This is a genomic window from Microbacterium sp. HSID17254, from assembly GCF_003989315.1.
Lineage (GTDB): Bacteria > Actinomycetota > Actinomycetes > Actinomycetales > Microbacteriaceae > Microbacterium.
The window spans coordinates 118,741-139,722 of sequence record NZ_RBLT01000003.1; the positions used below are offsets into that span (position 1 = coordinate 118,741).

The following is a 20,982-nucleotide window of genomic DNA, read 5'->3' on the forward strand; positions in this document are numbered from 1 at the left end:
GGGGTGACCGATTCCGTTGATGTCCCCATTATCGCCGCAGCGGTCCCCGGCTATGCGCATCCGGGTGACGCCGGAGCCGATCTCGTCGCCGCCGAGGCCGTGCGGCTGGAGCCGGGGGAGCGCGCTCTCGTCCCCACGGGCGTGCGCATCGCGCTGCCGGACGGCTATGCGGCCTTCGTGGTGCCCCGCAGCGGTCTCGCGGCGAAGCACGGCATCTCGATCGTGAACTCTCCCGGCACCGTCGACGCCGGCTACCGGGGCGAGATCAAGGTCAGTCTGATCAACACGGACATCCACAGCGCGTACGATGTCGCCGTCGGCGATCGCATCGCACAGCTCATCGTGATGCCCGTCGCCCGTGCCCGGTTCCTCCCGGTCGACGAGCTGCCGGACAGCGTTCGCGGCGCCGGCGGATTCGGCTCGACCGGCTACCAGGCACAGACCCCCGAGAACGAAGCAGGACAGGCGAAATGACCGACAGCAACGAGACTCCTTCCAAGTCGGCGCCGGAGAACCGCGCCACCGAGGGCCCGTTCGACGACTCCGAGGCGAACCCCGTCCGCCCGTACATCGACCTCGGCGGGATCAAGATTCTGCCGCGCGAGGGACTGAACCTGCGGCTCGAGGTGGAGGAGCAGAGCAAGCGCATCGTGGCGGTCGGGCTCGACTACGCCGAGTCGTCGCTCCAGGTGCAGCCGTTCGCGGCTCCGCGCAGCGGCGGTCTGTGGGACGAGACGCGCGTCCAGCTGCGCGACCAGGTCAAGGCGCAGGGCGGTCGCGTCGAGGAGCGGGAGGGGCCGCTCGGCAAGGAGCTGCTCGCGGAGGTGCCCGCGACCGCCAGTGAAGGCTCCGGCCTGCGCCTCGCGCGCTTCATCGGCATCGACGGGCCCCGCTGGTTCCTGCGTGGTGTGATCGGCGGCGCGGCGGCGTCCGACCCGGAGGCGGCGGCGAAGGTCGAGGACCTCTTCCGCTCGATCGTCGTCGTCCGCGGGGGAACGCCCATGCCGCCGCGCGACCTCATCCCGCTGAAGATGCCGGCGACGCCGGGCTCCGCGTGACCACGCCGGACGCCGAGGAGCCGCGCACGCAGAGCGCGTCGGAGATCCTCGGAGCAGCACTCGGCGGCGCCGCGCGCAAGGCCGGGCTCGACCCGTCCGAGAGCGCGAGCACGCACAAGGTCGTCTGGTCGGCCATGGGCGGCTGGCGCGGGATCCTCGAGTCGGTGCTCCCGAGCCTCGCGTTCGTGATCCTGTTCACCCTTCGGCCTGAGCCCTTGCTGCTGCCCCTCGGAGTGTCCGTCGGTCTGGCCGCCGTGTTCACCGTCGTCCGGCTGGTGCAGAAGTCTCCGCCGTCGGCCGCCCTCGGCGGACTGATCGCGGCCGTGGCCGCCGCCGGTCTGGCCCTGTGGACGGGCCGCGGCGAGGACAACTTCGTCCCCGGCCTCATCACGAACGCGGTCTACGGGTCGGCGATCCTCGTCTCGGCGCTCATCGGCTGGTCCGTCATCGGTCTCGCGGTCGGCTTCCTCATGGGGGAGGGAACCGCCTGGCGTGCGGACCGTCGCAAGCGGCGGGCCTTCTTCTGGTTGGGCATCGCCTGGGCCGCGCTGTTCTTCGCCCGACTGATCGTGCAGTTCCCGCTGTACCTGGCCGGCGACGTCACCGCTCTCGGGACCCTCAAGCTCGTGATGGGACTGCCGTTGTTCGCGCCCCTGATCGCGGTGACCTGGCTGGTCGTCCGTGCGCTCTATCCCCGCGCGTCGTCGCACGACGACCCCGCGGCGGCGTGATAGATTTATCTCGACATCAAGATAAATCACGGGCTTTCGCCGGTGACCAGCGCGGAGCAGACTGGTTAGGTCCCCCTTGCTAGCCGCGCGGCCGCACCGGCGAGCAAGATGGAGGCGCCTGTCGCTCCCATCCGAATAGAAGGAGACGGATTCGTGTCCACGGTGAACAGCTTCGGTGCCAAGAGCACCCTGACGGTCGGCAGCACCGACTACGAGATCTTCCGCATCGACACGGTGCCCGGTTTCGACAAGCTCCCCTTCAGCCTCAAGGTCCTCCTGGAGAACCTGCTTCGCACCGAGGACGGCGCGAACGTCACGAAGGCGCAGATCGAGGCGCTCGGGTCGTGGGACGCCAACGCGGAGCCCAACACGGAGATCCAGTTCACGCCGGCGCGCGTGGTCATGCAGGACTTCACCGGCGTGCCCTGCATCGTCGACCTCGCCACGATGCGTGAGGCCGTCACGGCGCTCGGCGGCGACCCGAACAAGATCAACCCGCTCTCGCCGGCCGAGATGGTCATCGACCACTCCGTCATCGCCGACCTCTTCGGCACCGAGAACGCCCTCGAGCGCAACGTCGAGATCGAGTACGAGCGCAACGGCGAGCGGTACCAGTTCCTCCGCTGGGGCCAGACCGCGTTCCAGGACTTCAAGGTCGTGCCCCCCGGCACCGGCATCGTCCACCAGGTGAACATCGAGCACCTGGCGAAGGTCATCTACGACCGCACCAACGGCGGCGTCCTCCAGGCCTACCCCGACACCTGTGTCGGCACCGACTCGCACACCACGATGGTCAACGGACTGGGCGTGCTCGGCTGGGGCGTCGGCGGCATCGAGGCCGAGGCCGCGATGCTCGGCCAGCCCGTGTCGATGCTCATCCCGCGCGTCGTCGGCTTCAAGCTCTCGGGTGAGATCCCCGCCGGCGTGACCGCGACCGACGTGGTGCTGACCATCACCGACATGCTGCGCAAGCACGGCGTCGTCGGCAAGTTCGTCGAGTTCTACGGCGAGGGCGTCGCCTCGGTGCCGCTGGCCAACCGCGCGACGATCGGCAACATGTCGCCCGAGTTCGGCTCGACCGCCGCGATCTTCCCGATCGACGACGTCACCCTCGACTACCTGCGCCTCACCGGGCGCAGCGAGGAGGCCGTCGCGCTCGTCGAGGCCTACGCCAAGGAGCAGAAGCTCTGGCACGACGCCTCCCACGAGCCGGTCTTCAGCGAGTACATGGAGCTCGACCTCGGCACGGTCGTCCCGTCCATCGCCGGCCCGAAGCGCCCGCAGGACCGCATCCTCCTCTCCGAGGCGAAGACGCAGTTCGAGCAGGACATCCTGAACTACGCCACGGCCTCGACCAGCGACGACATCGTCGACCTCGAGTCCAAGCACTCCTTCCCGGCGTCCGACCCCGGTCAGGTCCCCGGCGAGGAGGAGCCGACCACGCGTCCCGTGCACATCAGCAGCGGTGCGCCGGCCAACGTGTCGAACCCGATCCCGGTCACGACTCCCGAGGGCGAGAAGTACATCCTCGACAACGGCGCCGTCACCCTGGCAGCCATCACGTCGTGCACCAACACGTCCAACCCGTCGGTGATGATCGCCGCCGGCCTCCTCGCCCGCAAGGCGCGGGAGAAGGGCCTCAAGCAGAAGCCGTGGGTGAAGACCACGCTCGGCCCCGGCTCGAAGGTCGTCACCGACTACTACGAGAAGTCGGGTCTGGACAAGGACCTCGAGGGCCTCGGCTTCTACACGGTCGGCTACGGCTGCACCATCTGCATCGGAAACTCGGGACCGCTCATCGAAGAGGTCTCCGAGGCGATCAACTCGCACGACCTCGCGGTCACGGCCGTCCTCTCGGGCAACCGCAACTTCGAGGGCCGCATCAGCCCGGACGTGAAGATGAACTACCTGGCCAGCCCGCCGCTGGTCATCGCGTACGCCCTCGCCGGCTCGATGCATTTCGACTTCGAGACCGACGCGCTCGGCAAGGACGCGGACGGCAACGACGTGTTCCTCAAGGACATCTGGCCCTCGCCGGACGAGGTCCAGGAGATCGTCGACTCGTCGATCTCGCGCGACCAGTTCATCAAGCAGTACGCCACCGTGTTCGACGGTGACGAGCGCTGGCGCAACCTGCCGACGCCGGACGACGACACGTTCCAGTGGGACGAGAACTCGACGTACGTGCGCAAGGCCCCGTACTTCGACGGCATGACGATGGAGCTCACCCCGGTGAAGGACATCGAAGGTGCGCGCGTCATGGCGACGCTCGGCGACTCGGTCACCACCGACCACATCTCGCCGGCCGGCAACATCAAGCCGGGTACCCCCGCGGCCCAGTACCTCACGGAGCACGGCGTCGACCGCAAGGACTTCAACTCCTTCGGCTCGCGCCGCGGCAACCACGAGGTCATGATCCGCGGTACCTTCGCGAACATCCGCCTGAAGAACCTCATGGTCTCGGCCGTGAACGACGGACAGGTCGTCGAGGGTGGCTACACCCGCGACTTCACGCAGCCGGGCGGCCCGCAGTCGTACATCTACGACGCGTGCATGAACTACGCCGAGCAGGGCACCCCGCTCGTCGTCTTCGGCGGCAAGGAGTACGGCTCCGGCTCGTCCCGCGACTGGGCGGCCAAGGGCACGAGCCTCCTGGGCGTCAAGGCCGTGATCACGGAGAGCTTCGAGCGCATCCACCGCTCCAACCTCATCGGCATGGGCGTCGTCCCGCTGCAGTTCCCCGCCGGCGAGAGCTGGGAGTCGCTGGGTCTCGACGGCACCGAGATCGTCTCGATCACGGGACTCGAGGAGCTCAACAACGGCGTCACCCCGAAGACGGTCAAGGTCACCGCCACCCCGAGCGAGCACTCGCCCGAGGGCAAGCAGACCGTCGAGTTCGACGCGGTCGTCCGCATCGACACCCCCGGTGAGGCGGACTACTACCGCAACGGCGGCATCCTGCAGTACGTGCTGCGCTCGCTCGTCTGAGCCGCGACGACGAAGGGGCTCGTGTCCACGGACACGGGCCCCTTCGGCGTGTCAAGGGTCTCCCGCCCTCGGGGGATTCCCGGCTCCGAGCGGTAGGATCGGGAAGACGTCCGCACCCGTTCGGACGCTCTGCCGAGGCCTGTGAGGAGGCGCAGATGCCCATTCTTCCGAGCATCTCTGGACCGCGCGATCTTGATCGGCTCTCGCCGGAGCAACTGGAAGAACTCGCTGCGGAGATCCGGGCTTTCCTCGTCGAGAACGTCTCGCAGACGGGTGGGCACCTCGGTCCCAACCTCGGTGTCGTGGAGCTCACGATCGCCCTGCACCGTGTGTTCTCCTCGCCGGACGACCCCTTCATCTTCGACACCGGCCACCAGTCCTATGTCCACAAGATACTCACCGGCCGCCAGGACTTCTCGAAGCTGCGCGTCCGGGAGGGGCTCGCGGGCTACCCGCAGCGTGCGGAGAGCCCGCACGACGTCGTCGAGTCCTCTCACGCCTCCAGCTCGCTGAGCTGGGCCGACGGCGTATCCCGAGCACTCACCGCGACCGGCCGCGCGGACCGACACGTCGTCGCGGTCGTCGGCGACGGCGCGCTGACCGGCGGCATGACGTGGGAGGCGCTGAACAACATCTCCGACGACAACGACCGCAACCTCGTGATCGTCGTCAACGACAACGGCCGCTCCTACGCGCCGACCATCGGCGGCATGTCCCGCTTCCTGAACCGGGTCCGCACTGCGGCGGCGTACAAGGACCTCCACCACAAGTCCGATCGCCTCTTCCGCGCGTTCGGGCCGGTGGGTCGAGCGGTGTTCCGCGGAGTGCGCGGCGGCACCCACGGATTCCTCTCGCGGTTCACCAACAACGAGGCCCTGTACTCCAACCTCGACATCAAGTACCTCGGTCCCGTCGACGGCCACGATCTTCCGGCGCTGCTGGAGACCCTGGAGCTGGCGAAGTCCTACGGCGCACCCGTCATCGTGCACGCGATCACCGAGAAGGGCCGCGGGTATCAGCCGGCCCGCGACGATGAGGCCGACCAGTTCCACGCGGTCGGCAAGATCGACCCGACGACGGGGGAGACGCTGTCCTCGGGCGGCCGCGGGTGGACCGACGTCTTCTCCGACGCCCTCGTGAAGGTCGGCGAGCGCCGCTCGGACGTGATCGCCATCACCGCGGCGATGCTCCGGCCCACCGGCCTCGCCCCCTTCGCGGAGCGCTTCCCCGACCGTGTCTACGACGTCGGCATCGCCGAGCAGCACGCGGTGGCCTCGGCCGCCGGACTCGCGTACGGCGGCCTGCACCCGGTCGTCGCCGTGTACGCCACGTTCATGGGACGGGCGTTCGACCAGGTGCTCATGGACGTCGCGCTGCACCGCGCGGGCGTGACCTTCGTGCTCGATCGGGCCGGCGTCACGGGTCCCGACGGCCCGAGTCACCACGGCATGTGGGATCTGGCCATGCTGCAGATCGTCCCGCACATCCGCATCGCGGCGCCCCGTGACGGTGCGCGTCTGACCGAGGCGCTGGACGAAGCGGTCGCCGTCGAGGACGCTCCGACCGTCATCCGCTTCCCGAAGGGCGACGTCTCGGCCGATCTGCCGGCGCTCGAGCGCCTCGCGGACGGCGTGGACGTGCTGGCGCGCGGCGAGGGCGAAGACGTCCTCATCGTCGCCATCGGCCCGTTCGCCGCTCTGGCTCTCGACGTGGCCGACCGGCTGCGCGCCCAGGGCATCGGCGCCACCGTGATCGACCCGCGGTGGGCGATCCCGGTGCAGCCCTCGGTGGTCGAGCTGGCGGCGCGGCATCGCCTGGTGATCACGCTGGAGGACGGCATCCGCGTGGGTGGCATCGGCACCCGCGTGCGGCAGGTGCTCCGCGAGGCGGGGATCGACACGGCGGTGGACGAGCTGGGCCTTCCCGACGAGTTCATCGATCACGCGTCGCGCGATCAGATCCTCGCCGACGCCGGTCTCACCGCCTCGAAGATCGCCCAGGACGTCGTGGCGCAGGTGCTGGGCACCCGCATCCCGAAGGCCCGCCACGCCGGTGAGACCGGCGCGATCGAGCTCCCGCTCCACGAGCGTCACTGACGGAGGATCCCCCGGCGTCCGCTGCCCGTCAGGGCAGGTCGGCGAGGGTCTCGGCGACGATCCGCTCCACCGCCGGAATGGCTCGGGCGCGGTCGTCGGAGACGAGCCCGATCCGCGTGCGGCGGTCGAGCACATCGGCTGCGGTCATCGCGCCTTGCGAACGCACAGCGTGCTCGACGGCGGCGCGGGAGAGTGCGCCGCCCTCGACGACATCGCCCGGTGCGGAATCGTCGATCAGGCGCAGGGTCGCGGTGCCACTGGGGCCGGCACGGAGGCCGTACTGCCGCACCGCCAGGTCCACGGCGTCCTCGGCCATCCGCCGGTAGGTCGTCAGCTTGCCGCCGAGAACGGAGATCACCCCCGAGGCGGAGGCGCGCACGAGATGCCGACGGGAGACGTCTGCGGTCTCGGCCGCTCCGGTGTCGACGAGCGGACGGAGGCCGGCGAAGGCTCCGCGGACGCGGTCCCGCGCCACCGGCACCGCGAGCAGGCGGTTCAGTGTCTCCAGGAGGAAGCCGATCTCGGCCTCGGTGGGCTCGGCGACGGAGGGGATGGGACCCGGCGCGTCGACATCGGTGAGACCGACGAGGACACGCCCGCCGCGCTGTGGCAGGGCGAACACGTAGCGGCTGACAGAACCTTCCAGCGGGATGGTCAGCGCCGCGGCCGGATCGCCGAGATCCGCGGCGTCCAGGACGATGTGGGTGCCGCGGCTCGGGCGCAGGGTGAGGCCGTCGTCGAGGGTCGCCGCCCACACCCCGGTGGCGTTGATGACCGTCCGCGCCCGGATATCGATGCGTTCCCCGGTGAGCGTGTCCGTCGCTGCAGCGCCGTCCGCGTGCAGCCGCTCGGCGCGGACCCTGGTGAGGATCCGCGCGCCGAGACCGGCCGCCGTACGCGCGACCGCGACGACGAGGGCGGCGTCATCGGACAGCTGGCCGTCGTACGTGACCATGCCGCCGCGCAGTCCGCGGGGGTTCAGGGCGGGGAACAGGCGCAGTGCCCTCGCGGTCCCGACGGGATGCGGCCCGGGGAGGGTCTTCGCGCTCGTGCGCGCCTGCAGCCGGAGGAGGTCGCCCATGGCCATCCCCGCCGCCCCGGCCCCCCGCTGGCGGCCGCTCACGCCGGGGGCGAACGGGAGCAGCTGTCCGAGCGGACGGATGAGGTGGGGCGCGATCACCGACATCAGGAGATGCCGCTCCCGCGCACTCTCGCGCGCCGTCGCCACGTCGCCCGTCGCGAGGTACCGCAGGCCGCCGTGGACGAGCTTCGAGCTGAACCGGCTCGTCCCGAAGGCGAGGTCCTCCGCCTCGATGAGGGTCACCCGGAGACCGCGCGACGCGGCGTCCAGGGCAACGCCCGTCCCGGTGATCCCGCCGCCGACCACGAGGACGTCGCAGGTGCCGTCTGCCGCCGCGGCGAGATCGCTTCGGCGGCGGGCCGCGTGGAGGGCGGTCGGGGCGGGGGTCATGGCCGGAGGTGGCCGTCCAGCGCGGCGCGGAGCTCGCGTTCCCACGCCTTCTCGTCGATGAGGTCGGCCACCGTGCCGTGCGACAGCACGGCGGACTGGGCGATCAGGAGCAGCATGACGGCGATCTCGCCGGGGTCACCCGCGCGAACCGAGCCCTGGGCCTGCGCCGCCGCGATCGCGTCGGCGAGCCACTGGAGGATGAGCCGCTGGCTGGACCCCACCCGGTGCAGGGTGTAGCGCGTGAACGCCTCGGGTTCCTCGTCGAGGAGGTGGCCGTACACGGGGTCGGCCCGGAACAGGGAGGTGAACCGCAGCACGTCCGCGACGAGCGCGTCCCGGGAGCCGGTCGTCGCGGGGAACCGGCTGAGGAGGTCGGCGACCCGCCGGAGGAGCGCGGATCGGACGACGTCGTCGGCATCCCGCCACGTCCGGTAGATGGTGGGCCGGCTGAGACCGGAACGACGCGCGAGGGCGGCGATCGTCACCCCGTGGACGCCGGCGCGGACGAGCAGCTCGTCGGCGGCGTCGAGCACCCGGCGTTGCGTGGCGTCCCAGGTCGGCGCGAGGATCTCCGAGCGCACGGCGAGCGGTTGACGTTCTTCCATGATGTGTCACACTGTAACCCATGGAGCAGGCGAACGGCAGAGGGGCCGACAGGCCCGAGATGCGCTGGAACGGCTGGGGCGATCCGGACCGGGCGAAAGACCTTCCGCTCGCGGTGCGCGGCCTGCTGCCCCTGCTGCTGGGTCGTGTTCCCCGTCCGCCCCGTGCGCCGGCGCTGGATGACGTGCGGGTGCGGCCCTCGCGACTGACCGCGGATGATCGCGACGCGCTGGCGGCGGTGGTCGGCCCCGATGCGGTGGACGTCACGACGTCGGTGCGCCTCCGGCACGCCGGAGGACGCTCCACCCCCGACCTTCTGCGACGACGGCATCCCGAGCAGGATGCGCCCGACGCCGTGGCGTTCCCTGCGGACCACGACGCCGTGCGCGCCTGCCTCGCTCTGGCGGGGGAGCGCGGGATCGCCGTCATCCCGTTCGGCGGAGGAACGAGCGTGGTCGGTGCGCTGGATCCGGAGACCGGCCGGCATCGTGCCGTCGTCAGCCTGGACCTGCGTCGACTCTCCGGGCTGCTCCACCTCGACCCGCTCAGTGGTCAGGCGACTCTCGCGGCGGGCACGACGGGACCGGAGGCCGAAGCGCTGCTCGGCGCCCAGGGGTTCGAGCTCGGGCACTTCCCGCAGAGCTTCCGGTACGCCACGATCGGCGGTTTCGCCGCTGCCCGATCCTCCGGACAGAACTCCGCGGGCAACGGGCGTTTCGATGCGATGGTGACGGGGATCCGGGTCGCGACGCCCACGGGGGACCTCGACCTCGGCCGCGCACCGGGATCGGCTGCCGGCCCCGACCTCGTCCGCCTCTTCCTGGGCTCTGAGGGGATCTTCGGCGTGATCACCGAGGTCCGGGTCCGGGTGCATCCGGTGCCGACGGACCGGATCTTCGAGTCGTGGACCTTCCCGGACTTCGACCGCGGCGCCGATGCGCTCCGGCGGGTGGTGCAGCACGGTGCGGGTCCCACGGTCATCCGCCTCTCCGACGAAGCCGAGACCGCGGTGAGCCTCGCCCAGGTCGGCCGGATCGGGAAGGCTCTCGCGAAGGGAGCCGGCGTCGTGACGGTGTTCGAGGGCGAGGACGCCTCCGGCCGCCGGGACCGGACCGCCGCGATCCTCGCTGCGGCAGGCGGCCGCAGTGCCGGCACCGGCGACGCGGAGGAGTGGGCGGCGGGACGATTCGACGGTCCGTACCTGCGCGACGCTCTGCTCGACGCCGGGGTGTTCTGCGAGACGCTGGAGACCGCGACGACCTGGTCGAACCTGCGCACTCTGAAGGAAGCGGTCGAGGCGGCCCTGCGGGACGGCTTCGACGCCGCGGATGCCCGCTCATACATCATGTGTCATGTCTCCCACGTGTATCCGACGGGCGCCTCCCTCTACTTCACGGTCCTCGCCGGGTTGCGACGGGACCCCCTCGGCGCGTGGGCGCTCGTGAAGGGGAAAGTGAACGACGCGATCCTCGCGAACGGCGGGACCATCAGCCACCATCACGCCGTGGGTCGCGATCACGCCCCGTGGCTCGCGGAGGAGATCGGGGACACCGGCATGCGGATCCTCACCGCCGTGAAGCGGGAGCTCGATCCCCGCGGCATCATGAACCCGGGCGCCGTCCTCGCCGATGTCCCGACCGGGACGACCGTCTGAGATGGGGCACATCGCGGTGCTGTCGAACCCGCTGTCCGGCAAGGGCCGCGGGCAGCGGGTCGCGGACGACGCGCTCGCTCACCTCCGACGGCGCGGGGCGGACGTGCGCGTGTACGCCGGGCGTTCGGCTGCCGACACGAGGCGGCTGGCCGCAGTGGCCCTGGACGCGGGACCGGACGGACTCGTCGTCGTGGGCGGCGACGGCACCCTCTCGGGCATCCTCGAGGTCGTGTGTGCGGCGGGTGTCCCGGTGACGGTGGTTCCCGCCGGGACCGGGAACGACCTGGCGCGCGCCCTCGGGCTGCCGCGCGCGGACGTGTCGGAGGCCGTGGAGCTCGCGCTGACCGGCGTGCCCCGTGCCATCGACATCGGCGAGGTGCGGACCGCGACGGGCACCTCCCTCTTCCTCACCGTCGCGGCGCTGGGCTTCGATGCGCGAGTGAGCGACCGCACCAACCGCCTCCGCTGGCCCTCCGGCGCGCTGCGGTATTACCTCGCACTGCTGATCGAGCTCATCCGGCTGCGTCCGTTCGACTTCACGATCCGCGTCGATGACGGCCCGGAGACGGCGGCCCCCGGCACGCTCGTCGCGGTCGGGAACACCGCGAGCTACGGCGGGGGGATGCCGGTGTGCATCGGCGCCGCCCCGGACGACGGCGCCCTCGACATCGTCGCCGTGGGTCCGCTCGGCCGCCTCCGCCTGGTGCGACTGTTCCCGCTCCTCCTGCGCGGGACGCACCTGGCGCGCCGGGAGGTGCGGCACGTCCGGGCCCGCACGGTCACCGTCGCCGCCCCGGGACTCGTGGCCTACGCGGACGGCGAGCGTGTCGGCGAGGAGACCTGCACGATCTCGATCCGCGCGGGGGCACTGATCGTCATGACCCGGGCGGAGCGGAAGGACGCGCATGTTCGATGAGGACGTCGTCATCGTCGGTTCGGGCTTCGGCGGCTCCGTCGCGGCCCTCCGGCTCACGGAGAAGGGCTACCGGGTCCGCGTGTTCGAGGCCGGGCGGCGATTCGCCGACGAGGACTTCGCGAAGACCAGCTGGGACGTGCGTCGCTACCTCTGGGCCCCGGCGCTCGGGTGCTTCGGGGTGCAGCGCATCCATCGGCTGCCGCACGTCATGATCCTCGCCGGTGCGGGAGTGGGCGGGGGGTCGCTCAACTACGCCAACACGCTGTACGAACCGGGCGCGGCGTTCTTCGCCGACCCGCAGTGGGCATCGATCCGGGACTGGCGCACCGCGCTCGCCCCGCACTATGCCACAGCCCGGCGCATGCTCGGCGTGGTGGACCGCTATCCGCACGACGGACCGGTCGAGCGGATCATGGCCGGAGCCGCCGAGGACCTCGGGGTGGGCGCGACGTTCCGCCGCGCACCCGTGGGCGTGTGGTTCGGGGAACCGGGGAAGCGGGTCGCCGATCCGTTCTTCGGCGGCGAGGGGCCCGAGCGCACGGGCTGCACGCTCTGCGGGAACTGCATGGTCGGCTGCCGCGTCGGCGCGAAGAACACCCTCGTGAAGAACTACCTCGCCCTGGCCGAGCGCCGCGGGGCGGTCATCGAGCCGCTGCGCACCGTCACCGAGGTGCGCGAGCTGCCGGGCGGCGGCTTCTCCGTCAGGACACGACGCAGTGGTGCCTGGTTCCGGCGGCGTGAGCAGACCGTCACCGCGCGAGAGGTCGTGCTGGCGGCGGGGACCTGGGGCACCCAGCAGCTCCTCCATCGGATGAAGGCGTCGGGCGCGCTTCCGCGGATCTCCGACGCCGTGGGCCGGCTCACCCGGACGAACTCGGAGGCCTTGGACGGCGCCGTCGCCGTCCGGGTGCCGGAGCGGGTGGAGCTGGCGCGGGGCGTGGCGATCACCACCTCTTTCCACGTGGACGACCGCACCCATGTCGAGAACGTCCGCTACGGTCCGGGATCCAACCTCATGGGCGCTCTCGCCACCGTGCTGGTCCCCGGCGACCGCGCCCTGCCGGGCCGCCTCGCCGCACTCGCGGGGCAGGTGCTGCGCCGACCCGTGCAGGCCCTCCGCCTCGCCTCCCTCCGGCGCTGGAGCGAACGGGGGATCATCGCGCTCGTCATGCAGACCGCCGACAACTCGCTCACCCTGTCCCTGCGGCGTCGCCTCGGGCGGACGCGGCTCACGAGTGCCCAGGGGCATGGCGCGCCGAACCCCAGCCACCTGCCCGAGGCGCATCGCGCCGCCCGAGCCATCGCCGCGCGTCTGCAGCGTGAGGGCGGGGTGCCCACGGCGGCGCGCGGCTCCTGGCCCGAGGTCTTCGGGATCCCGCTCACCGCGCACTTCCTCGGGGGAGCGGTGATCTCCGGTGCGCCGGAGGAGGGTGTCGTGGACGAGTATCAGCGCGTCTGGGGGCACCCCGGGCTGCACGTCGTCGACGGCGCCGCTGTGCCCGCGAATCCGGGGGTGAACCCGTCCCTGACCATCACCGCCCTCGCGGAGCACGCGCTGTCGCACTGGCCGCGCAACGGCGAGCCGGATACCCGTCCGACGCCGCGGACGACACAGGGGGCCACGCCCACGGCGCGACCCCCTGCGGAGAGCTGATCAGCGGTTCTGGATGCCGCGGATCTGCGGGGTGTGGAACGAGCCGCCGAATGCGCGCTCGGAGGCCCCCTCGCGGTCGAGGTACGGCGACGCCCCACCATCGATGAACGGCCAGCCGGCGCCGAGGATGAGGCACAGGTCGATGTCCTCGACCTCCGGCACCACGCCCTCGTCGAGCATCAGCTTGATCTCGGTCGCGAGACCGTCCTGCACGCGCTGCAGGATCGTGGCCGCCGACGCCGGGCTCTTGCCGACGGCGGGCGCCAGGACCTTCTCGGCCTGCTTCGTCCAGCCGACCACACGGCCGCCCTTGTCCTTCTCGACGACCTGGTCGAGCTCGGCCAGGGCGTGGAAGTTCTCGTTCGCGTAGAAGCGGTCCGGGAACGCGCGCACCATCGTGTCCTGCACGTGCGCGGCGACCTTCCAGCCGACGAGGTCGATGAGCTGGAAGGGGCCCATCGGCAGGCCGAGCGGCGCGAACGCCTTCTCGACGTCGGCGATGGGGGTGCCCTCGTAGACGGCGCGCGCCGCCTCGCCCATGACCTTCGCGAGCAGACGGTTCACCACGAAGCCCGGGGCGTCGGCGGTGAGGACCGCGTTCTTGCCGAGGTTCTTGGCGACGACGAACGCCGTCGACAGGGCGGTGTCGGCGGTCGCCGGCGTCTTCACGATCTCGATCAGCGGCATGACCGCGACCGGGTTGAAGAAGTGGAAGCCGACGAGCCGCTCCGGGTGGGAGAGCTTCGCGCCGATCTCCTCGACCGAGAGCGACGAGGTGTTCGTGGCGAGCACCGCGTCCTCCGCGATGATCTTCTCGATCTCGCCGAAGACCTGCTGCTTGACGCCGACCTCTTCGAAGACCGCCTCGATGACGAAGTCGCAGTCCGCGTAGAGGGTCTTGTCGGTCGTGCCCGTGACGAGACCGCGCAGCTTGTTCGCGGTGTCCGCGTCCACGCGGCCCTTGGCCTCCAGCTTGCCGATCTCCTCGTGGATGTAGGCGACGCCCTTGTCGACGCGCGCCTGGTCGAGGTCGGTGATCAGCACGGGCACCTGGAGCTTGCGCACGAACAGCAGCGCGAACTGGCTGGCCATGAGACCCGCACCGATGATGCCGACCTTGGTGACCTTCTTCGCGAGCTCCTTGTCAGGGGCGCCGACCGGGCGCTTCGCGCGCTTCTGCACGAGGTCGAATGCGTACATCGACGCGGCGAACTGATCGCCGGTCACCAGTTCCGCCAGGGCCTCGTCTTCGCGGGCGAAGCCCTCCGCCTTGGTGCCGCTCTTCGCCTTGTCGAGCAGCTCGAGAGCCGCGTACGGCGACTTCGGCACGGTGCCGATCTTGGACTCCAGCATGCCCCGCGCCATCTTGATGGCGATCGGCCACTTGGTGAGGCGCTCGATCTTGCCCGGCTCGTTCTTGCGCACGACCTTCGTGCCGCCGAGGACCGCGTCCGCCCAGGCGAGCGAGTTCTCGAGGTAGTTCGCCGCGGGGAAGATGGCGTCGAAGATGCCCAGGTCGAAGGCCTGCTGCGGCTTCAGCATGCGGTTCTGCTTGAGCGGGTTGGAGATGACCACCTCGAGGGCGTTCTCGATGCCGATGAGGTTCGGCAGGAGGTAGGCGCCGCCCCACCCGGGGATGATGCCGAGGAAGACCTCGGGCAGTGCCACGGCCGCGGCCGAGGCGTCGACCGTGCGGTACGTGGAGTTCAGGGCGATCTCCAGCCCGCCGCCGAGCGCCAGGCCGTTCACGAACGCGAACGACGGCACGCCGAGCTCGCTCAGCTTCCCGAGCACCTTGTGGCCGAGCTGGGCGATCAGCCGCGCGTTGTCACGCGAACCGACCTTGCTGATGTCGGAGAGGTCGGCGCCGGCGGCCATGATGTACTGCTTGCCGGTGATGCCGACCGCCTGGATCTCGCCGGCCGCCGCGCGGGCACTGAGGCCGTCCAGCGTCGCGCCGAGTTCGGTGAGGGTGGCCGGACCCAGGGTGTTCGGACGGGTGTGGTCACGACCGTTGTCCAGCGTGATCAGGGCGAGGACCTTGCCCGATGCGAGGCGGATGTCGCGCACGGGGGAGTGCGTGACGACCTCTCCCTCGGTGAGCGCCTGGATGGGCGAGAAGTCGACGTCGTCGTAGCTCACTTCTTCTTCTTTCCGTCGTAGTGCGGGTTCTCCCAGATGACCGAGCCACCCTGGCCGAGACCGACGCACATCGCCGTCAGGCCGTAGCGCACGTCGGGGCGCTCCGCGAACTGCGCCGCGAGCTGGATCATGAGCCGGACGCCGGAAGCGGCCAGCGGGTGGCCGACCGCGATCGCGCCGCCCCACGGATTCACCCGGGGGTCGTCGTCGTCGATGCCGAAGTGATCGAGGAGGGAGATGACCTGGATGGCGAACGCCTCGTTGAGCTCGAACAGACCGATGTCGGAGATGTCGAGGCCGGCCTTCTTGAGCGCCTTCTCGGTCGACGGGATCGGGCCGATGCCCATGATCTCCGGCTGCACGCCGGCGAAGGCGAACGAGATCATCCGCATCTTCGGCGCGAGGCCGAGCTCCTTGACGGCGCTGCCGCCGGCGAGCAGCGACATCGTCGCGCCGTCGGTGAGCGGCGAAGACGTTCCGGCGGTGACGCGGCCGTGCGGACGGAACGGCGTCTTGAGGCCGGCGAGGTCCTCCATCGTGGTCTGCGGACGGCGGCCCTCGTCCTCGGTGGCCAGGCCCCAGGCGCCGTCGGCGCCCTTGATCGCGACCGGCACGAGATCCGGCTGGATCTTGCCGGCGTCATAGGCGGCCTGCACCTTCTGCTGGCTGCGCATGCCGTAGCGGTCGGAGCGCTCCTTGGTGAGGTGCGGGAAGCGGTCGAAGATGCGCTCCGCGGTGACGCCCATGTTGAGGGCTCCGGGGTCGACCATCTTCTCCGCCACGAAACGCGGGTTGGGGTCGGCGTTCGCGCCGATCGGGTGGTGCCCCATGTGCTCGACACCGCCCGCCAGGGCGAGGTCGTACATGCCCACGCCGATCGAGGCGCCCATGGTCGTCACGCTCGTCATCGCGCCGGCGCACATGCGCTCCACCGCGAGTCCGGGGACGGTCTGGGGGAGTCCGGCGAGGATCGCCACCGACCGCCCGAGGGTGAGCCCCTGGTCGCCGGTCTGGCTCGTCGCGGCGATGGCGACATCGTCGATGCGGTCCGCCGGTACGGCCGCGTTGCGCTCCATCAGGCCGATGGTCGCCTTCACGGCGAGGTCATCCGCGCGGGTGTTCCAGTACATGCCCTTTTCGCCGGCGCGCCCGAAGGGGGTGCGCACTCCATCGACGAAGAAGACGTCCGAGATCTCGGCCACTCTGCCTCCAAGTTAGTGCGGTGGCCTCAGTCTATGAACGGCCGGAAACCGGGAGGAATCGGTTGGATCGAACCTACGAAGCGGTCGCGGACGTGGTGTCCGGCGATTGCGCCGCCTCTACAAAGGCGTCGGCGATCTTCTGTGCAGTCTGTTCAACCTGCCAGGGGCGGGCTCCGAGCGCGGAGAGCGCGGCGCCGATCTCCTCCGCCGTCGTCCCAGGGCCGTCCCACGCGACCCGGCGCAGGTACTCGGGCGTGAGGAGGTTCTCGGTGGGCATGCCCAGCTCCTCCGCGACGGCCTCGACGGCGGGACGGGCGGCCTTCAGGCGGGCGTCCGCCTCCGGGTTGCGGTCGCCCCAGGCGCGGGGCGGCGGGAGTGCGTCGCTGGGCACACGCTCACGCGGCAGCGTCTCGGCGGCACGGCCGTCGACGATCGCCTGCCACCACCGGTCGAGCTGGGTGCGGCTCGCGCGACCCTGGAACTCCTTGACTCCCGCGAGAGCCTGCTTGGAGGCGGGGTTGGCGAGGACCGCGGCGACGAGGGAGCGGTCGGGAACGAGGCGCCCGGGCGAGATGTCCTGCTGCTGCGCGTACATCTCGCGCGCCTCCCACAGGGCGCGGGCGACGGCGAGGTTGCGGGCGCCGCGCACCTGGTGGAGCCCGCTCAGCCGCCGCCAGGGGTCTTCGCGCGGGGCCTTCGGGGCGCGCGCCAGGGTGGCGGCGAACTCCTGCGCGGCGAACGCGGTCTTGCCCTGTTCCTCGAGCTCGGCGACGAGGGCGTCGCGGACGTCGACGAGGTGCAGCACGTCGAGCGCGGCATAGTCCAGCCAAGAGTCGGGCAGCGGACGGGTGGACCAGTCGGCCGCCGAGTGCTCCTTCTTCAGGGTGATGCCGAGCGTGTCCTCGACGACGGCGGCCAGACCCACCCGGTCGTGACCGAGCAGACGGGACGCCAGCTCGGTGTCGAAGATCTCCTTCGGCTCCAAGTGCAGCTCGCGCAGCGACGGGAGGTCCTGGCTGGCCGCGTGGAGCACCCACTCGACGTCGCCGATGGCCTCCTGCAGGGGAGCGAAGTCGCCGATCGCGGGCGGGTCGAACAGGAACACCCCGGCCTCGCGCCGGAACACCTGGACCAGATAGGCCCGCTGCGAGTAGCGGAAGCCGGACGCCCGCTCGACATCGACGGCGACCGGCCCGGTGCCTGCGGCGAGCGCAGCGCAGGCGGCACGGAACTCCTCGGTTTCGGAGATCACGGAGTATTCAGTCACGTACAGCCTTTCGCGCGCCGATCACGGCGATGCCCTCGGAACCCGGCGGAAGCCCCGCCAGCATTCCGACCAGCTCGGCCCATGCTTCGACGTGCGGTCGGAACGGGCCCTCCGGAGTCCAGGACGCCCGCAATTCTATCTGTGCGCCGTCGCCCTCGTCGGCGAGGCCCCCGAATCCCTTCGACAGCGTCTTCGTCGACGTGCCGGACGGGGAGTGGTAGATCGCGTCCCGGGAATCCAGCGCGTCCACGAGCCACGACCAGGTGACGTCGGCGAGCAGGGGGTCGGTGCCGATCTCGGTCTCGAGTGGCGCCTGGGCGAAGATCACGATGCGCCAGGCGCCGCCCCAGGCATCCGGCTCGTCCGGATCGTGCAGCAGGATGAACCGTCCGGTCCCGTACACGGAGTCGCCGTCCTCGCCCGGGCGGACGTCGGCGGACAGGGCGATCGCGAAGGGGGCCAGATTCTGGGGCGTGGGGATCTCACGGACCGCGATGTCGTCGCGGAACGCGGTCGCGCGCAGTTCGGCGACGGCGGCGTCGAAGGGCGTCCCGGCCTCGGGGTGTGCGGTCACGGCAACAGGCTAGAGTCGGAAGGCGATGAAGAGTCTCAGGCACGCCGTTGCGATCGTTGTCCCCGCGCTCCTCGCTGTGGGCGCCGCCGTCGGGGTCCTCGTGATCGCGGTGGCGCGCCGGGTCGTCACCCCGTTGCGAAGCCGCATCCAGGACACCGAGATCCTCGCGATCGACACCGGCGCTCAGACGATCGAGCTCCGCCGCACGCTCGACACCGAGCTCCCGGGGCGATACGGCCTGTTCACGACGGGCACCTACGGCTACGTCAAGCTCGGTGCCGTCCTCAGCGCCGACGGCACGACGGTGCGGCGCAAGCTCCTCACGAAGATCGAACCCGGCGCCAGGGTGGACCGAGGTGCGTCCTTCAGCGGCAGCTACTACACGTCGCCGAGCGAGCTGCACCTGCGCTGGGAGAACGTGCTCATCGGCTCTCCGGCCGGGCCGTGCCCCGCATGGTTCTTCCCCGGGGACTCCTCGACCTGGGTCATCCAGGTGCACGGTCGGGGCACGAGCAGGGCCGAATGCCTCCGTGCCGTGCCGGTGATGCACGCGGCGGGGCTGCCCACTCTCGTCGTGTCCTACCGCAACGACGGCGAGGCCCCGCGCACCAGAGCGGGCGCCTATGCCCTCGGGGCGTCGGAGTGGCGCGACGTGGACGCCGGGATCGCCTACGCGCTGCGTCACGGCGCCGAGCGGGTCGTGCTGATGGGCTGGTCCATGGGCGGGGCGGTGTCCCTGCAGGCTGCGGTCAACTCCGGCCATCGCGATCGCATCGCGGGCATCATCCTCGAGTCGCCGGTCGTGGACTGGCGCACCGTGCTGCGCTTCCAGGCGCGGGTCGCCCGAGTGCGCGAGCCCCTACCCGCCCTCGCCATGGGGGCGCTGCAGCTGCCGCTCACGGCGAAGCTCAGCGGTGCGGACGAACCCATCCTGTTCGACCGCCTGGACATGGTCGCCCGTGCCGACGAACTGCACGCGCCGATCCTCATCCTGCACAGCGACGACGACGGCTTCGTTCCCGCGGACGCCTCGCACGCCCTGCAGGAGGCGCGGCCGGACCTCGTCACCATGCCGCGCTTCACGGTCGCGAGGCACACCAAGCTCTGGAACTACGACGAGAAGGGCTGGACCACCGCGATCACGGAGTGGCTCGCGGCGCAGGGGCTCAGCGCTTCTGCCTGACCTGGTTCTTGGCGCGCATCAGCATGCCGGTCATGCCGCCGATCCGCAGCGGTGACACGGCCTTGGTGAGCCCGATCGACTGCGGGTAGTCCTCGGGGATCGCCAGCACCTTGTCCGCCGTCAGCCCGGTGAGCCCCTGCACGAGGATGCTCGCGAAGCCCCGGGTCGTCGGCGCCTCTTCCGGAGCCGTGGCGTGCATGGTCACGACGTCGTCGTGGACTTCGACGTAGATGTAGACCGGCGACTGGCACTCCGCGACGCGCTCGCACATCTCCGGATGCGCCGCCACCTCGTCGGAGACGGCGGGCAGCTCGTCCGCGTACTCCAGGAGCAGCAGCAGGCGGTCCGATTCCGGGGTCTCCAGGAATCCGTCGCGGATCTCGGCGAGGGTCTCGGGCAGGGCGGAGGCGTTCATCCCCGCCATTCTCCCACCTCAGACGGTGCCGGGCTCGGTACCCGTGACGATCGGGACGCGCACCGCGCTGCCCCACTCGGTCCACGAGCCGTCGTAGTTGCGGACGTTCTCGAAGCCGAGGAGGTGCTTCAGCACGAACCACGTGTGGCTCGAGCGCTCCCCGATGCGGCAGTAGGCCACGACGTCGTCGCCGTCCTGCAGCCCGGCGCCGTCCCGGTAGATGGCGTCGAGTTCCGCACGGCTCTTGAAGCCGCCGTCCTCGGCGACCGCCTTCGCCCACGGCACGCTCTGCGCGGTGGGGATGTGGCCGGCCCGCAGCGTCCCCTCCTCCGGATAGGCGGGCGCCGTGGTCCGCTCGCCGCTGTACTCCTCCGGCGAGCGCACGTCGATGAGCGGGTTGCCGAGATGGGCGAGCACGTCCTCCTTGTAGGCGCGGATGGCCGTGTCGTCCCGCTCCACCACCGGGTACTCCGTGGCGGGGCGGTTCGTCGCCTCGCGGGTGAGCTCGCGGCCCTCCGCGATCCAGCGGTCACGACCGCCGTCGAGGAGGCGCACGTCCTCGTGGCCGAAGAGGGAGAACACCCAGAGCGCGTAGGCGGCCCACCAGTTGTTCTTGTCGCCGTAGATCACGACCGTGTCGTCGCGGGCGATGCCCTTGCGGCTGAGCAGCTCGGCGAAGCCCTCGCCGTCGACGTAGTCCCGCACCACCGGGTCGTTCAGCTCGGTGTGCCAGTCCACCTTCACCGCTCCGGGAATGTGGCCCGTCTCGTAGAGGAGGACGTCCTCGTCCGACTCGACGACCACGAGGCCGGGCTCTCCCAGGTGGGCGGCGAGCCACTCGGTCGTCACCAGGCGGCCGGGCTCGGCGTACTCGGCGAACTTGGGGGAGGAGGAGTCGAACTCGATGGCCATGGGGTCTCCGTAGCGGTGAGCGGGCGAGCGGGCGGTGCGGACGGCGTAGTGTGGATCCGTCCCTTCGACGATAGATCCTCCGCGCGCCCCCGGGACCCGATCCGTAAGACTTCGAC

At 70.8% G+C, this 20,982-nt stretch carries 17 protein-coding genes; 9 read left to right on the forward strand and 8 right to left on the reverse strand.

The genetic code is table 11. The features are described from left to right. Positions 1 to 3 precede the first annotated feature (3 nt). The 5 genes from dut (at position 4) to dxs (ending at position 6,873) form a co-directional block, all read left to right on the forward strand. On the forward strand, positions 4 to 474 hold the full coding sequence (dut, locus tag D8M34_RS03080; RefSeq protein WP_126893121.1) for a dUTP diphosphatase: 471 nt from the start codon (positions 4 to 6) through the stop codon (positions 472 to 474). Further along, positions 471 to 1,058: a DUF3710 domain-containing protein gene (locus tag D8M34_RS03085; RefSeq protein WP_126893122.1), complete on the forward strand. Its 588-nt coding sequence runs from the start codon at positions 471 to 473 to the stop codon at positions 1,056 to 1,058. Before dut ends, D8M34_RS03085 begins: the two co-directional genes overlap by 4 nt. After that, positions 1,055 to 1,789 (forward strand): DUF3159 domain-containing protein, encoded by a 735-nt coding sequence (locus tag D8M34_RS03090; protein WP_025103568.1) that lies wholly within the window; start codon positions 1,055 to 1,057, stop codon positions 1,787 to 1,789. Before D8M34_RS03085 ends, D8M34_RS03090 begins: the two co-directional genes overlap by 4 nt. Before the next feature lie 108 nt (positions 1,790 to 1,897). Then, positions 1,898 to 4,777 carry an aconitate hydratase gene (locus tag D8M34_RS03095; RefSeq protein ID WP_174235368.1) on the forward strand — a complete coding sequence of 960 codons (2,880 nt, stop codon included), beginning with the start codon at positions 1,898 to 1,900 and terminating at the stop codon, positions 4,775 to 4,777. Between the two features lie 155 nt (positions 4,778 to 4,932). After that, on the forward strand, positions 4,933 to 6,873 hold the full coding sequence (gene dxs / locus D8M34_RS03100) for a 1-deoxy-D-xylulose-5-phosphate synthase (protein ID WP_025103566.1): 1,941 nt from the start codon (positions 4,933 to 4,935) through the stop codon (positions 6,871 to 6,873). A 28-nt stretch (positions 6,874 to 6,901) separates the two neighbouring features. Here dxs and D8M34_RS03105 read toward each other — a convergent pair whose 3' ends face one another. Then, positions 6,902 to 8,344 (reverse strand): glycerol-3-phosphate dehydrogenase/oxidase, encoded by a 1,443-nt coding sequence (locus D8M34_RS03105; RefSeq protein WP_126893124.1) that lies wholly within the window; start codon positions 8,342 to 8,344, stop codon positions 6,902 to 6,904. After that, positions 8,341 to 8,949 (reverse strand): TetR/AcrR family transcriptional regulator, encoded by a 609-nt coding sequence (locus D8M34_RS03110; protein WP_025103564.1) that lies wholly within the window; start codon positions 8,947 to 8,949, stop codon positions 8,341 to 8,343. Before D8M34_RS03110 ends, D8M34_RS03105 begins: the two co-directional genes overlap by 4 nt. A gap of 20 nt (positions 8,950 to 8,969) precedes the next feature. Between D8M34_RS03110 and D8M34_RS03115 the strand changes: the two genes are divergently transcribed. The 3 genes from D8M34_RS03115 to D8M34_RS03125 are packed head-to-tail and all read left to right on the forward strand — an operon-like array spanning position 8,970 to position 13,171. Further along, positions 8,970 to 10,601, forward strand: a complete 1,632-nt coding sequence (locus D8M34_RS03115; RefSeq protein ID WP_238695584.1) for an FAD-binding oxidoreductase — start codon at positions 8,970 to 8,972, stop codon at positions 10,599 to 10,601. 1 nt (position 10,602) lies between these two features. Further along, entirely contained in the window at positions 10,603 to 11,517 is a 915-nt protein-coding gene (locus D8M34_RS03120; RefSeq protein WP_126893125.1) for a YegS/Rv2252/BmrU family lipid kinase, read from the forward strand. Further along, the gene (locus tag D8M34_RS03125; protein WP_126893126.1) at positions 11,507 to 13,171 is read left to right on the forward strand and encodes a GMC oxidoreductase; all 1,665 of its coding nucleotides are present in this window, start codon (positions 11,507 to 11,509) and stop codon (positions 13,169 to 13,171) included. Before D8M34_RS03120 ends, D8M34_RS03125 begins: the two co-directional genes overlap by 11 nt. On the opposite strand, the gene D8M34_RS03130 is transcribed toward D8M34_RS03125, so the two are convergent. The 4 genes from D8M34_RS03130 to D8M34_RS03145 all read right to left on the reverse strand — a co-directional run bounded on the left by D8M34_RS03130 (position 13,172) and on the right by D8M34_RS03145 (position 18,356). Then, positions 13,172 to 15,313 (reverse strand): 3-hydroxyacyl-CoA dehydrogenase NAD-binding domain-containing protein, encoded by a 2,142-nt coding sequence (locus D8M34_RS03130; protein WP_126893127.1) that lies wholly within the window; start codon positions 15,311 to 15,313, stop codon positions 13,172 to 13,174. Then, the gene (locus D8M34_RS03135; protein ID WP_126893128.1) at positions 15,310 to 16,515 is read right to left on the reverse strand and encodes a thiolase family protein; all 1,206 of its coding nucleotides are present in this window, start codon (positions 16,513 to 16,515) and stop codon (positions 15,310 to 15,312) included. The genes D8M34_RS03130 and D8M34_RS03135 overlap by 4 nt, the downstream gene beginning before the upstream one ends. Before the next feature lie 73 nt (positions 16,516 to 16,588). Next, positions 16,589 to 17,782: a ribonuclease D gene (locus D8M34_RS03140; RefSeq protein WP_126893129.1), complete on the reverse strand. Its 1,194-nt coding sequence runs from the start codon at positions 17,780 to 17,782 to the stop codon at positions 16,589 to 16,591. Further along, positions 17,775 to 18,356: a DUF3000 domain-containing protein gene (locus D8M34_RS03145; protein ID WP_025103557.1), complete on the reverse strand. Its 582-nt coding sequence runs from the start codon at positions 18,354 to 18,356 to the stop codon at positions 17,775 to 17,777. Before D8M34_RS03145 ends, D8M34_RS03140 begins: the two co-directional genes overlap by 8 nt. Positions 18,357 to 18,381: 25 nt before the next feature. On the opposite strand from D8M34_RS03145, the gene D8M34_RS03150 reads away from it, so the two are divergent. Next, a complete protein-coding gene (locus D8M34_RS03150) occupies positions 18,382 to 19,539 on the forward strand; it encodes an alpha/beta hydrolase family protein (protein WP_126893130.1) in 1,158 nt (385 codons plus the stop codon). Here D8M34_RS03150 and D8M34_RS03155 read toward each other — a convergent pair. Further along, positions 19,523 to 19,954: a SufE family protein gene (locus D8M34_RS03155; RefSeq protein ID WP_126893131.1), complete on the reverse strand. Its 432-nt coding sequence runs from the start codon at positions 19,952 to 19,954 to the stop codon at positions 19,523 to 19,525. The two genes, D8M34_RS03150 and D8M34_RS03155, sit on opposite strands and share 17 nt — an antisense overlap. Before the next feature lie 18 nt (positions 19,955 to 19,972). Continuing rightward, entirely contained in the window at positions 19,973 to 20,866 is an 894-nt protein-coding gene (locus D8M34_RS03160) for a sulfurtransferase (protein ID WP_025103554.1), read from the reverse strand. Positions 20,867 to 20,982 lie beyond the last annotated feature (116 nt).